This window comes from Candidatus Nanopelagicales bacterium (assembly GCA_030700225.1).
Lineage (GTDB): Bacteria > Actinomycetota > Actinomycetes > S36-B12.
Window position 1 is genome coordinate 35,367 of sequence record JAUYJT010000043.1, and the last position, 13,292, is coordinate 48,658.

Below are 13,292 nucleotides of genomic sequence, written 5' to 3' on the forward strand. Positions count from 1 at the left end.
TGACCGTACTCGTATCTAGAGGTTCGTGGGAAGGTGATCATGAGCGAAGCAGGGGACCGGGAGTTGATCGACGCTCTAGTCGGTCAGTGCACAGGGGCGGAGCGGTACGCGATGGACGACGGCACCGACAACATCCCAGTAGTTGTGCGTATCAGCCCCGACCGGGTGGTGTTCCGTGGCTGAGCGCCCAAGGGTAAGCGTCGAACTGCGGGACCACGTGCTGCTGATCGGCATTGACAGACCGGAGAAGCGCAACGCGTTCGACCTGGCACTGATAGAGCAGTTCGCAGCCGCCTACGGGCGTCTGGGCGCCGACGCGGACGCCCGGGTGGGAGTCGTGTTCGCCCATGGAGACCACTTCTCAGCTGGCCTGGACTTGGCGGAGGTCGGCCCCTTCGTGGCCGAGCACGGCCCACAGGCCTTGGGGGGGAGCGGATCGTATGACCCGTTCGGGGTGTGGGGACCGCAGGTGCCCAAGCCGGTCGTGCTAGCAGTCCAGGGGACCGCGTTCACGCTGAGCATCGAGCTGGCGCTGGCGTCAGACATCGTGGTCGCCGCCGAAGACGTGCGTTTCCGGCAGCTGGAGATAGCCCGGGGTATCGTCCCGTTCGGAGGTGCGACATTCAGGGCGCCGACGATCCTTGGCTGGGGCAATGCCATGCGGTTCCTGCTCACCGCCGAGGAATTCGGTGCAGCTGATGCGCTCCGCATCGGGCTAGTACAAGAAGTTGTACCAGTAGGCCGTCAGTTCGACCGCGCGCTGGAGTTGGCCCAGTTGATAGCGCAGCAGGCACCCTTAGGCGTCATGGGAACGCTGGCGAATGCCCGGATCGGCCGGGACAGCGGTCCAGCGGCCGCCGCCGATGACCTTCGTGCGCTCCTGCCGCGGATCCTTACCAGCCAGGATGCGGTGGAGGGCGTGATGTCATTCATGGAACGGCGCCAGGCGAGATTCACCGGGAGCTAGCTGTTCTACGGAGCCGCGCAGTCAAGAACCAACGTACCTGCGACACCCAGCGCTCGACGAGCAGCCGTAGCGAAGCGCAACCCTCAGCCACCCGGCAGAGGGTTGCGCTCCAATACGAGAAGCGCGCTGATCCCGGGCGCAAGGCGCCCGAGACTCAGTGCATCAACCCAGGCCCCTTAAGGCCCGAGATTCAGTAACGGCCTCCGCCGCCACCGTAGCCACCACGGCCTCCGCCGCCGCCGCCACCGTAGCCACCACGGCCACCGCCGCCGCCGCGGTCTTCGCGCGGACGTGCTTCGTTCACGACAATCGCACGGCCTTCGAGTGGCTGGTCATTGAGACCCTCGACCGCGGCGCTTGCCTCGGCATCTGTACTCATCTCGACGAAACCGAAACCGCGCGAGCGGCCCGTGTCCCGGTCAACGAGCACCGAAGCCGACTGCACTGTGCCGAATGCCGCGAAGGCATCGGCTAACGTGTCGTCGCCAACTGTGTAGGCGAGATTTCCAACATACAACTTGTTCCCCACAGGGAAGCCCCTTCCAGAACTGACATAAACCGAATGGAGCTTCAACCCTTGTAAACAGTCGCCGCTACCAGACCAACTGAGTATGCGGGATGTTCCGGGTTGTGCGCAACTGCGCCGCGTGCCTCACCTACTTTGAGCGCGTGGCGGGTAGTGGTGCCTCACCTACTTTGAGCGCGTGTGCCCCCTTGTTGGGGGAGGCTTGCCTGTTATGGAAGGCAAGATCGATATGGCCGCGAGACGGCAAGTGACGAACAAGCTGCGTACCCAGTACCGAAAGGCATCGAGGGCGGAGAAGGGCGAGATCCTGGACCGGGTGGTGGACACCACTGGGATGGGCCGCTCGACGGCCCGGCGGATGCTGACCGGCCCGAGGCTGCCGGACCCGGCCGGGCAGGTCGACGGGCGCACACTGCGGCCGCGAGCCTACGGCGACGACGCCAGGGCGCTTCTGCGGTACGTGTGGACGTTGATGGGCATGCCGTGCGGCAAGTACCTGGTGGTCATGCTCGATATGTGGCTGCCGCTGCTGGCCGAAGCCGGTAACCTCGACAAGCCGTTCGCCACCGACGAGGCGATCGCGCAGTTGAAGACGATGAGCGCCGCGACCGTGGACCGGTACTTGAAGCCGGCCCGGGACCGGATGCGGATCAAGGGCATCTCCACGACCAAGCCGTCCCCGCTGCTTCGCAACTCCATCAGCATCCGTACTTGCGCCGACGAGGCACCCGAGGGCCCGGGGGTGATCGAGGCGGACACTGTGGCGCACTGTGGCCCCACTCTGATCGGCGAGTTCGCCCGCACCCTGACGATGACCGACGTTGTGCTCGGATGGACCGAGAACTGCTCGATCCGCAACAACGCGTCCAAATGGATCATCGAAGGCGTTGGGGAACTGACCGAACGGTTCCCGTTCGATCTGGTGATCTTCGATTCGGACTGCGGATCGGAGTTCATCAACCACGATGTCGCGGACTGGCTGCAGGCCCGCGACATCGCCCAGACTCGCTCACGCCCGTACCAGAAGAACGACCAGGCGCATGTGGAGTCCAAGAACAACCACGTGGTGCGCAAGCACGCGTTCTACTGGCGTTACGACACCGCCGCTGAACTCGACCTGCTCAACCAGCTGTGGCGGCTGGTGTCGGTGCGGCTGAACTTCTTCACCCCGACGAGGAAGGCCGTCGGCTACGCCACCACCACCGACGGTCGCAGGAAGCGCATCTACGACACCCCGGCCACACCGTGGCAGCGCCTGCGGGCATCGGGCGTGCTGGACGAGCAGCGACTCGCGACCGTGGCTGCCCGGATCGAGGGCATCAACCCGGCCGACCTGACCCGGCAGATCAACGCCATCCAGATGCGACTGCTCGACCTGGCCAAGGTCAAGACCGAGGCCCTCGCCGCCGCCCGCCACATCGATCTGGAAGCATTACAACCGTCAATCAACCGATTGGCCAAGGCGAAGTGACGCAAGCCCCCACGCGCTCACCATGCGTGAGGCACCGGGCCCCGCTTCGCGCTCACTTTTATGTGAGGCACCTCGCTGCGCCCCTCTCGGGGACGTCAAGCGAAGTCGCTGTCGACCTCGGCTTCCTTCGGCCACTTGCCGCCGTTCTCCCAGAACAGCCGGATGTCGTCGAGCGGGCGACCCTTGGTCTCCGGGGCGAACCGGAACACGAACAACCAAGCCAGGACCGCCAGGATCGCGAACATGCCGAACGACCAGGCGCCTCCGATCGCCGACATCACGGTGAGGAAGAACTGGGCGATCAGTAGGTTCGCGACAAGGTCAGCGGTGAGCATGGCGCTGGCGCCGTAGGCACGCAGCCGTGCGGGGAAGCTCTCAGTGGAGTAGACCCACACAAGCGCCCCGAAGCCGAACACGAACCCCACGTTGATGAGCGCGAGGCCTAGGAATCCGAGCAAGATCTGCTGTGAGTTGAGCGTGTCGCCCTTCTGCGTGGCGAATGTGACGACGAGCATTATCTGAGCCACGATCATGATCCCGATCCCCGTGAGCAGCGTCACCCGTCGGCCGATCTTGTCGATGAAGCTCATCGACAAGATGACGGCTACCAGTGCGATTACCTGCACCAAGGCCGCCATGAGCAGGCTCTGCTCGTTGGACTTGATACCCATGGCCTTGAATATCTGCGGCCCGTAGGTCACCGTCGCGTTGATGCCCGTGATCTGGATGAAGAATCCGAGAACGACTACGAACATGGTTGCTCGCAGGTACGGCTTGCGGAGCATTTCGCCGAGCGCTCCGCCGGTCTGCTCCGCGATCGTGGCTTCCATCTCCGCGATCTGCGGCTCGGGGTCGATGTTCGGGTCGAGGTGTCTGAGCGACGCCAAGGCCTCTTCCCTGCGGCCCTTCATCATGAGCCAGTTCGCCGTCTCTGGGACTGTGAACAGGATTGGGATCAGCAGAAACGCGGGCAGGGCCGCCAGGCCGAGCATCAACCGCCAGTTGATGTCGTCGGACAGAGGGGCAAGCCACAGGGACCCCAGCAAACCCAGGATGATGCCGGAGACGCATGTGACTTGATACATGACCAGCGTCGCGCCGCGGATTCGCGCCGGGACGGATTCGGCGATGAATACTGGCGCCGCGATCAGCGATATCCCGATGGTGACTCCCAGGAAGAATCGAGAAATCTCAAGATCGACAGCGCTCACCGATAGTCCACTTGTGAGGCAGAAGACCATGTATCCGGCTGCGACGAGGATCATCGTCTTCTTCCGGCCGAGCGCGTTGGTTACGAAGCCTCCGAGCACACATCCGATGATCTCTCCCCAGACGATCATCGCTGTCACAAGCTCGACTTGCTCGGTGTTGAGATCAAGATCGACTTCGAAGAATATCTGCGCTCCGCCGATGTTGCCGTTGTCGTACCCGTAGATGATCCCGAGAGTGGCAGCGGTCAGGGCCACGATCTTGACCGATGACTTGGGTTCCTTCTTGTGTTCGGTCTCCGTCGCGGACATGGTGCGCCGCCCTTCTCTAAGATCAGTTGACGTTGGATCTAACCCATTACTCGACATGCTGACGATCTTGGTCGCGTTTGTCTCGCCGAAAGCTCACTTTGTCCACAAAGGTCGGCTTGGCTGGATACCTTGAAGTTGATGGCCCCGCTGAGGAGGTCCCGGATGGCTGGCGAGTTCCGTGGTCCTGAGATCCTCGATGTTCCGATCGGCCTGCAGGTTTCTGGCGAGCGGGCTGAATCGGACAGTTTGGGCACCGTCAAGGTCCCGGCGGACCGCTACTGGGGGGCGCAGACCCAGCGGAGCCTTGAGCATTTCGATATTGGGGACGACAGGATGCCCAAGGAGGTGTACCACGCCTATGGGTACATCAAGCGAGCTGCCGCCAAAGTCAACGCGCGGACGGGCAGGCTCCCGGAATGGATGGGGGAGCTCATCGAGCGTGTAGGTGATGAGGTCGCGGCGGGGGCACTGGATGACCACTTTCCGCTGTACGTGTGGCAAACCGGGTCAGGCACGCAGTCCAACATGAATGTCAACGAGGTGATCTCGAACCGTTGCATTCAGCTTGTGGGAGGCGCCTTGGGCTCCAAGGAGCCTGTTCATCCAAACGATCACGTGAACATGGGGCAGTCCAGTAACGACACCTTCCCCACCGCGATGCATCTCGCGGCGTACTCCCTGGCGTCGCGGAAGACGATCCCGTCCCTGGAGCAGCTCCGGGATGCCCTGGCGTTCAAATCACGGCAGTGGTCCGATGTAGTCAAGATCGGGCGCACCCATCTGCAGGACGCCACTCCGCTGACAGTGGGACAGGAGTGGTCCGGATACGCCAGCGCTCTGGACGACAGCATCTCCCACCTTCGCGCGGCCACCGAAGGGCTGCTCGAAGTCGCCATGGGAGGAACCGCCGTCGGCACCGGCCTCAACGCGCCAGAGGGGTTCGCCGAGGACGTGGCGGTCGAGCTCGCCAGGCTTACTGGGTTCGCGGTCCGGACCGCGGCTAATAAGTTCGCGGCGCAGGCGACCCTGGACTCGATGGTTCGCGCTCATGGAGCTCTGAAGGACGTCGCGGTAACGCTGTTTAAGATCGCGAACGACCTTCGCTGGCTCGGCTCTGGTCCGCGTGCTGGTTTGATGGAGTTGAAGCTGCCCGCGAACGAACCGGGCTCCTCGATAATGCCGGGCAAGGTCAACCCAACTCAAGCCGAAGCGATGATGATGGTCTGCATAGACGTGATCAGCTCCGATGTCGCCGTATCAATGGCTGGGGCCGAGGGCAACTTCGAGCTCAACGTGTTCCGGCCGGTGGTGATCAGCCACTACCTGCACTCAGCCCGCATCCTGGCGGACGCGTGTGACCACCTGCGCAGGTTCATGGTCGAGGGGACGGAACTAAACCTCGCGCGTGTGGAGGAGAACGTCGACAACTCGGTGATGATGGTGACTGCCCTCGCCCCCGTGATCGGGTACGACGCCGCTGCCCGCATCGCCCACCGCGCGGTCGAAGAAGGGCTGGGTCTGCGGGAGGCCGCGCTGTCTTGCGGAGTGCCCGAGGAGTTGTACGACCGTGTCGTGATCCCGGTGAACCTGACGCGCGACACTAGCTCGTAACGATCCTGGCCCTGGGCAGATACTCCTCAAGTCGTGCGACCCGGAAGCCTTGCCTGTCGATCTCATTCAGCGCCCGCCTAATCGCGCCAGTGACTCCCGGGTTGAAGTGGGCCAGGATGATGTCGCCGCTGCGCAATCTGTTGCCAACCTGGTAGTTCAGCCCACTGGTCAAAGTGGCAGACCACATGACGACGTACTTGATTCCGCACGTGGCAGCGGCCCGCATAGTCGTAGTGCCGTGCTCGCCGTAGGGCGGGCGCATCATCCACGGGTCGGCGGTGGTGTGCCGGCGAATGGCACGGTTGGCGTTGCATATCTGTTTCTCCTGCTGACCGAGCGATAGCCTCGCAAGCCACGGGTGGGAGATTGTGTGATTCTGAATTGACTGCTGTCGGCCGAATCGCCGCCAGTAGGCCCAGCCGTTGCGGGCGGCGTGGACCGACAGGAACGCTGTCGCTGGCACATCGCGGCGACGCAACAAGCGCAGCAGTGCCGGGTCCCGCAGGTAGCCGTCGTCGATGGTCAAGAACACGACCCGTTGCCGTGTCTTGACGCTCGACACCAGACGGGACCTGGCCGATCGGGCCACGGTCGGTTGGGCGGGCCTCGTGCGTCCGGACGTTCCGGCGCCTATCGCTGATCCGGCTGTCATCGCGTCCGGTGCGCCGGTGGCTGGCGGTGCGAGAGTAGTGACCAGCGCTGTGCTCGCCAGAGCAGCGGGGAGGACAGCTGCTGCCAGACCCGTGATGCGCACTTCGGTCGCCTCCTAGCGATGGAAACGATTCCAATTGTCACACCTGCTGAGCGTCAAGTGTCGGATTCGTCGGTGCACGATTCGTCGCGTCGGCGCGTGAGCGCATGGTCACAAGTTCGAATTGCGCGTGCGCTGGCAGTGATGACGGCCTACCGTTGAGTTATGCGCTTCAAACTGGGACTTGTGGCCTGCGTCGCGGCTGGCAGCATGATGCTCGCGCCCGCTGCCATGGCGGCAGGCGCGCTCCCTCATGCCAGGGGGAGCGGCCCAGAGGCGATGGCGACGCTTTCGTTATCCGCCTCCCGCTCAGAGGTCGGGTACGGCTCATCCGTGCGCCTTTCCGGCTCATCCTCAGACGCTGGCGCTGGCCGTGAAGTGATCATCGAGTCGTCCGGCGGCGGCTGGCAGGAAGTGACTACGGCGCTCACGAAGTCCTCAGGGTCCTGGTCGGCGTCCATCACGCCAGAGGTTAACTCCACGATTCGCGCGAGGATGGCTGACGACTCAGCTACGAGCGACTCCTTGAGCATCGACGTGACTCCAGTCATACAGGTGAGCGGCACACCGAAGGGCCGCGCACTCGTGGGCGTGAAGCTCACGGCCCGAGTTTCGCCTTCCAGCTACCGTGGATCAGTATCCTTCGCGGTGAAGAAGAGCGGCGGGGCGCTCGGGTCCGAGCGGACCAGAGCGTCCGGCGGGCAACTAACGGCGTCATTGCCGACGCCTCGCCTGGGGAAGCTGAATGTCGTGGCCAGGTTGTCGGCTGCCAACGGGCTGTCGGGGACGACGACTCGGTTCCAGATCAAGTCGACAGCCCGCAAGCTGGGGCGAGGACATAAGGGGAAGGACATCACCGCCCTGACCAGGAAGCTGGACGCCCTGGGTTTCCACACGCCACCGGTTGGGCGGCGGTACACGGCCGCGGTCGGTGACGCGGTTCTGGCGTTCAAGAAGGCTAGGGGGCTTGCCAGGACTTCCAAGATGACCAAGCGCGTTTGGCGAAAGCTCCTCGCGGCCAAGCCGATCAAGCCGCGCTACCGATCGCCGTCCCTGCACATTGAAGTGGACAAGGGCAAGCAGCTGTTGATGGTTGTCCGCGAGGGTCGGGTCATCGGAGCGCTGCACACGTCGACCGGGGCCACTGGCAACACTCCGGTTGGCCGTCACCGCATCATCCAACGAGGCGGGTCGTACCTGTACAGGTTCATGGCCTTCAAGGGGAACTTCGGGATTCACGGCTACGTTCCTGTGCCGCCATACCCGGCGAGCCACGGGTGCGTTCGCCTGCCGATGTGGGCAGCGGACTGGGTCTGGGACCGTGTCGACTACGGAACGTCAGTGATCGTCTACGAGTGACCGCAGCGGTTGCCGAGCGTGCGCTGGTTCCGTACCGTCATCGGAGTGAACGTGCCGAGGATAGGGATCCAAACACACGACCCACATCAGATCTTCCTGCGCAGAGCGCTCCGCCTAGCGGTCGCCTTCCCCTTGACTATGTTCATCGTCTGGCTCGTCTTCGGGATGTCCGAGGGGTCGGTGCTCTACGGAGCCTTCGCGTGCTTCTCGACCACGACGATGCTGGATCTCGGTGGTCGGATGAGGGCGCGAGTGGCGGCCTACGCGGGCACGCTGGTCGCTTGTTGCGTGGCGATAGTGCTGGCCACCGCTGTCGGCTTCAGCATCTGGGCCGCAGTCGTTGGAACCTTCGTGTGGGGGGCTCTGGCCACCTACGCGGGCCTGCTGCGGGGTTACGTCGCTTCTGCCGTGCCATTGGCGCTGGTCCCGTGGTTCCTGGCGATCTCGACACTGGACAACTTGCCGAACCTCGACGAGAACCTGGTGAGCTGGATAGTCGGCTACCTCATCGCTTCGTCATTCGCGCTGCTGTTGTGGCCTGTCCGCCTGCAGGACAAGGTCCGGGCCGCACTTTCGGAAGTGCTCGCGGCTGTGGCCGAGTACGTGGAGGTCAGGTGGGTTGACCGGGCCGATGACCTGACCGACGCGACGGCAAGGCTGGGTGCCGCTGACGCCGCGCTCGATCGACGGATCAAGGGAGTACTCATCCGGCCCGGTGGTGCGACACGCCACGAAAGACACCGGATGCAGCTCGTGGGCGTCGTCAAGGAGCTGACCCTCCTGGTTCAGAGGTACCCAGATCGCGACGAGTCTCTGGCCAGCCCGGACATGGACCTGGCGCAGGCCTGTGCCCGCAGCCTGCGCGACTCAGCGCTGTGCGTACTCACAACGCACGGTGCGCATGTCAGGCCCGACGTCATTGCTCTGAATCAGGAGCGTGAGCGGCACTGGGAACGAGCGATCCAATGGATGCGGGAGGAGCTGACACCCGATACCGCCGAATCGGTCGTGCGCCGGGCCAATAACCTCAAGACGCTAAGGGCGACCTCGGGATACTGCGTGCTCGCGGCCTCCCACGCCAGGGGGTCCGTTGGCGACGACCCGAGGTTCATCGGGATGGGCACGCTGGATGGCAAGCCGTTCAACGTCGCCCCGCCCACGCCAACAGTGGGCGCCGCATTCCGCAGCAACCTTGACCCGCGCTCGGTGTGGTTCCAGAACAGCGTTCGGGCGGGCTCGGCATTCGCGTTGGCGGTCTTGGTGATATTGGTCACGGGCGTCGAGCACGGATTCTGGGTGGCACTAGGTGTCCTCGTTGCTTTGCGCTTCGATGCCAGTGGATCCATGCGGACGGTGCGGCAAGTGCTGGTGGGCACCCTCGTTGGGTTCGTTGTCGGCAGCATCCTCATTGCCGTAGCGCAAGATTCGCCATCGGCGATGTGGTGGCTCCTCGCCCTGAGCGTGGCGCTGGCGACCTACACCCCAGGAGCAACCACGCTGATGCTGGGCCAGGCCAGCTTCACCGTGTTCCTCATCGTGCTGTTCGGCCTACTCGCGCCTGACGAGTTTGAGACGGCCACCGATCGTGTCATTGACGTGGCGCTGGCCTGCTCGGTGACGTTCATCGTGAGCGCTCTGATGTGGCCTGGCGGAGCCGCGTCGCTGGTGCGCAGTTCGATGCGCACGTCCGCGAACGCCGCCGGGGAGTACCTGCGTGCCGCCTATCACCGGCTAGCGGTGGGTGGACAGGCTGATGCTGACGTCGATTCGGCGGCCAGGGAGGCTGGCGATGAGTACTTACGCGCCACCGAGAACTTCGACCTGGCCACCGCGTCTCGCGTTCCCGGAGGCATGCCGCCTGGGCTGTGGGTGCGCGCCTCCAACGGTGTTGCCGGAATGCTGATCGGCTCGCAGAAGGTGACGTACTACGGGCAGGTGCTGCACCCGGGGCATCTCTGCCCCGACGCGGCGGCGGCTCTTGACGAGCAGGCCGGTCTCGAAGCTAAGGCTTTCGTCACTAGTGTCCACCGCGCGTGCGGACTCACTGCGGATGGATCGATGCCCAGGATGTCCGACGAGCGCGTGCTCGATCCGCTGTCACGGTGCCTGGCGAGGACTGTGTCTGAACCGGGCAGCCGGTTGACGCGGCAGCAGGCGGCGCGGGCTCTGACGATGATCTTCGCGCTGGGGACGTTGGATCAGCTCGACGCTTCTAGGGCGGAGATCGCCGCATGGACGCCAGAGCACGAGAAGGTCTAGCCGATCTTCTTGTGCGGCAGGGTTGCTGACGCTGCGGCGGCTTCCTCGGCGGATGCCGCTGTCGTCGTTGAGGCCGACGTTGTTGCGGAAGGCCGACGTAGTTGCGGAAGGCCGACGTAGTACTGGGAGTTGACCGCAAGATTTTCGGTCGTCCTCAACAACGTCCGCCAACAGGTTGTCAGCGACGCACTTGGGCGCAACGACCAGCCCTAACGCGCTGAGCGTTAGGTACGCGAGGAGTCGACCGCAGCCGCGACCTTTTCGCGGCTGCCAGCGACCACCAGGTACTCGACATTGCGCAAGTGGCTCACGCGCCCTACCTTGCGCCCGTTGGGGTCGTGAATGCCGATTTGGGCCCCGACGTAGCGCTTGGAGTCGAAGCGCAGAAGCGTAGCCGCCTCGCGGCCCTCGCCGCACCATTGTAGGAGTTCATCGGCGGTCACCCAGGCCTCGTTGTTGTAGGACACGATCAGCGTCTCGGCGGCGGCGGCGCCAATGGCGGCGCGCAGCGCACCGGGCATCGTCCGTTTCGAGTTGAAGTCGCTACGGGTCTCGGCTTCGCGCGCGTCGACTCGCTTGCACGCGACGCCGTAGTGTGCCGGCGCGTCCCATCGGACCAGCGTTTCCCACACGTGGTAGTTGGTGAAGTAGCGGTGCTGGTTGTAGGGCGGATCGAGATACGCCAGGTCGACGCGACCAAGTTGGGGGGTGACCTGGAGGGCGTCACCCATGACTGCGGCCCCTGGTCCGGACAGCAGCTCAGGGCAGCTTATGTGAAGGTCCTTGTACGATCTTTGCGCCCAACTCTTCAAGTACGCCATCTGCAGTCCGGTCGTGGAGTCAGCGCGGTCGGCGGCCAGCATCAGGGCAGTGAGCAGGATCGGGTACAGGGCGGTTCCCGCGTAGTCGAGTTCGATCCTGTCGCGGATGGCGTCGACGCGAGCACCGTTGTGCGGCTGGAAGTAGCGGCTTCGTACGCAGAAGGTCTCAGTGAAGTAGCCGGGCTGGCCGGGTAACCGATTGAGCTCATCGATAGCGTCCGAGAGGTGGTCTTTGTCGACCTCAGTCGCGTCTGAGGCGATGTAGGTGTCGGCAAGCACTTTCGCGTAGCTCGCAGTGTCTACGGCGGTTACACGCAGCCCGCGTCGCTTGAACTCCTGAGCGACCCTAGTAGTGCCAGTGAACAAGTCCAGGGCCGACTTGGCCTCAACTGCCGTAGCGATCGCGCCCAGAACGGGAACGAGCCGCCTTTTCGAGCCCAGGTACTTGATCACTTCACAGGGCGGCCCTAATTACGTTTGGCCTTGGGTCCGCCGCCCTTGCCGCCGCCCTTGCCGCCGCCGTCGGTTCCAGCCTCCGTCGTGGCGGAGATGACCTGCCCTGGCGTGGCTACGTTGCCAGCGACGTCCACTGTGAAGACGGCGTAGGAGTACACAGTCCCGGACTTCAGGCCGCTGTCAGTGGCGCTTGTCGCCAGGAGGTCATCCAGCGGAACGTCCGTTCCCTTCCATGGCGCGCTGGGCGCGGTTGAGCCCTCGGCGCGGCGCACGACTACCTGAGCTAGGTCCAGATCGGCTGGGATATTCCAGGACAGCTGGATCGTGGACTGGCCGACGGACGTGACCGCGAGCCCGGTCACAGGTCCGGGCGGCGTCGTGTCCAGATCTCCGGCGTTGTCAGCGACATAGAGCAGCAGGTTTGGCGAACCAAGCCCACCGTCACTGAGGCGGCCCGCTGTGGCCTGCTCGCTCACCCACGCGTTCACAGACGAAGCCGACGCGGCCGGATGCACGCCGAGGAACGCGGCGACAGCGCCCGCCACATGGGGTGACGCCATGGACGTACCGTTCCAGGTCTGTACTGAGTCACCGGGTGTCATTGAGGTGATCCCGGACCCCGGCGCGAAAACATCGACGCAGGGTCCGAAGTTGCTGAATGAACTGCGGACGTCGCCAGATGTGGTGGCGCCGGTCGTTAGGGCATCGGGGGCCGCCGCTGGACTGAAATCACATGCGTCGGCATCGCTGTTTCCCGCGGCCACGGCAATGGGCGTGCCGGACGCCACTAGCCCGCTGACGGCTGAGTCGAGCGATGAGGAGCGGCCGCCGCCGAGGGATGCGTTGGCGACACTGGCAGCCGGTGCGTTGTCCGATATCCAGTTCAGCCCGCTGATGACGCCGGAGATTCGTCCGCTTCCGTTGCAGTCGAGAACGCGCACCGGGTGCACAATCGCCCCGGGCGCGACGCCGAAGCCATCCGAACCGGCTGCTGTACCAGCCACGTGTGTGCCGTGCCCGTTGCAGTCAGTCGTGATGTTGCGGCCCTTGACGAAGTTCGCACCCGCTCCGACCCTTCCGGTCAGGATGGCTGTCTCGGTAATGCCCGTGTCCACGACATAGATGTGCGTACCGGCGCCCTTCAACGGAGACGTGTTAGCCCCATCAAGCGGGAGGTCCCGCTGGTCGATCCGGTCGATGCCCCACGACGATGTGTCGCTGGCCTGAACGATTCCGTCTTTCTCAACATTCGTGACCCCAGGGATCTGCCGCAGAGTCTTCGCGACTGACGCTGTGGCCTCGACAACGAGGCCGTTGAACGCCTTGCCGCGCAGCCTGGTCTGGATTCCGACCGACCCAGGGAGCCGGTTGGCGACTTCGGTGACCGACTGCTGGGTGGTCGTGGTGACTATGTAGCGATCAGCGGGTTGGCTCGTAGCCTTGCCCGCTGCGGCGGAAACAGATGCCGTTGCCAACACCAACGCGGTGGCGACGATGCCCCCCAGGACCCGGTACCCAGACTTCCCCATGCTGTTCCTCCTAGCGTTTCGA

At 64.1% G+C, this 13,292-nt stretch carries 12 protein-coding genes; 6 read left to right on the forward strand and 6 right to left on the reverse strand.

Annotated features, from left to right (window positions below; genetic code table 11):
• The first annotated feature begins 39 nt into the window (after positions 1 to 39).
• Together Q8P38_05955 and Q8P38_05960 are read left to right on the forward strand one after the other, a co-directional pair.
• Positions 40 to 183 (forward strand): hypothetical protein, encoded by a 144-nt coding sequence (locus tag Q8P38_05955; protein ID MDP4014144.1) that lies wholly within the window; start codon positions 40 to 42, stop codon positions 181 to 183.
• Positions 176 to 967 carry a crotonase/enoyl-CoA hydratase family protein gene (locus tag Q8P38_05960; protein ID MDP4014145.1) on the forward strand — a complete coding sequence of 264 codons (792 nt, stop codon included), beginning with the start codon at positions 176 to 178 and terminating at the stop codon, positions 965 to 967. Before Q8P38_05955 ends, Q8P38_05960 begins: the two co-directional genes overlap by 8 nt.
• A 190-nt stretch (positions 968 to 1,157) precedes the next feature.
• Here the strand turns inward: Q8P38_05960 and Q8P38_05965 are convergent, their stop codons facing one another.
• Entirely contained in the window at positions 1,158 to 1,496 is a 339-nt protein-coding gene (locus tag Q8P38_05965) for an RNA-binding protein (GenBank protein ID MDP4014146.1), read from the reverse strand.
• Between the two features lie 208 nt (positions 1,497 to 1,704).
• Here Q8P38_05965 and Q8P38_05970 point away from each other — a divergent pair, with 208 nt between their 5' ends.
• Positions 1,705 to 2,964: a transposase family protein gene (locus tag Q8P38_05970; protein ID MDP4014147.1), complete on the forward strand. Its 1,260-nt coding sequence runs from the start codon at positions 1,705 to 1,707 to the stop codon at positions 2,962 to 2,964.
• 95 nt (positions 2,965 to 3,059) lie between these two features.
• Here the strand turns inward: Q8P38_05970 and Q8P38_05975 are convergent, their stop codons facing one another.
• Entirely contained in the window at positions 3,060 to 4,484 is a 1,425-nt protein-coding gene (locus tag Q8P38_05975) for a sugar porter family MFS transporter (protein ID MDP4014148.1), read from the reverse strand.
• A gap of 162 nt (positions 4,485 to 4,646) precedes the next feature.
• Between Q8P38_05975 and Q8P38_05980 the strand changes: the two genes are divergently transcribed.
• Positions 4,647 to 6,095 (forward strand): class II fumarate hydratase, encoded by a 1,449-nt coding sequence (locus Q8P38_05980; protein MDP4014149.1) that lies wholly within the window; start codon positions 4,647 to 4,649, stop codon positions 6,093 to 6,095.
• Here the strand turns inward: Q8P38_05980 and Q8P38_05985 are convergent.
• A complete protein-coding gene (locus Q8P38_05985; protein ID MDP4014150.1) occupies positions 6,085 to 6,849 on the reverse strand; it encodes a polysaccharide deacetylase family protein in 765 nt (254 codons plus the stop codon). The genes Q8P38_05980 and Q8P38_05985 overlap by 11 nt on opposite strands.
• 162 nt (positions 6,850 to 7,011) lie before the next feature.
• Here Q8P38_05985 and Q8P38_05990 point away from each other — a divergent pair, with 162 nt between their 5' ends.
• Positions 7,012 to 8,205: a L,D-transpeptidase family protein gene (locus Q8P38_05990; protein MDP4014151.1), complete on the forward strand. Its 1,194-nt coding sequence runs from the start codon at positions 7,012 to 7,014 to the stop codon at positions 8,203 to 8,205.
• Between the two features lie 45 nt (positions 8,206 to 8,250).
• Complete coding sequence (locus Q8P38_05995; GenBank protein MDP4014152.1) at positions 8,251 to 10,464, forward strand: FUSC family protein; 2,214 nt, start codon at positions 8,251 to 8,253, stop codon at positions 10,462 to 10,464.
• Here the strand turns inward: Q8P38_05995 and Q8P38_06000 are convergent.
• The 3 genes from Q8P38_06000 to Q8P38_06010 all read right to left on the reverse strand — a co-directional run bounded on the left by Q8P38_06000 (position 10,461) and on the right by Q8P38_06010 (position 13,270).
• Positions 10,461 to 10,622 (reverse strand): hypothetical protein, encoded by a 162-nt coding sequence (locus tag Q8P38_06000; protein MDP4014153.1) that lies wholly within the window; start codon positions 10,620 to 10,622, stop codon positions 10,461 to 10,463. The two genes, Q8P38_05995 and Q8P38_06000, sit on opposite strands and share 4 nt — an antisense overlap.
• A gap of 66 nt (positions 10,623 to 10,688) precedes the next feature.
• Positions 10,689 to 11,738: a DNA adenine methylase gene (locus Q8P38_06005; protein MDP4014154.1), complete on the reverse strand. Its 1,050-nt coding sequence runs from the start codon at positions 11,736 to 11,738 to the stop codon at positions 10,689 to 10,691.
• Between the two features lie 14 nt (positions 11,739 to 11,752).
• The gene (locus Q8P38_06010; GenBank protein MDP4014155.1) at positions 11,753 to 13,270 is read right to left on the reverse strand and encodes a S8 family serine peptidase; all 1,518 of its coding nucleotides are present in this window, start codon (positions 13,268 to 13,270) and stop codon (positions 11,753 to 11,755) included.
• Positions 13,271 to 13,292 lie beyond the last annotated feature (22 nt).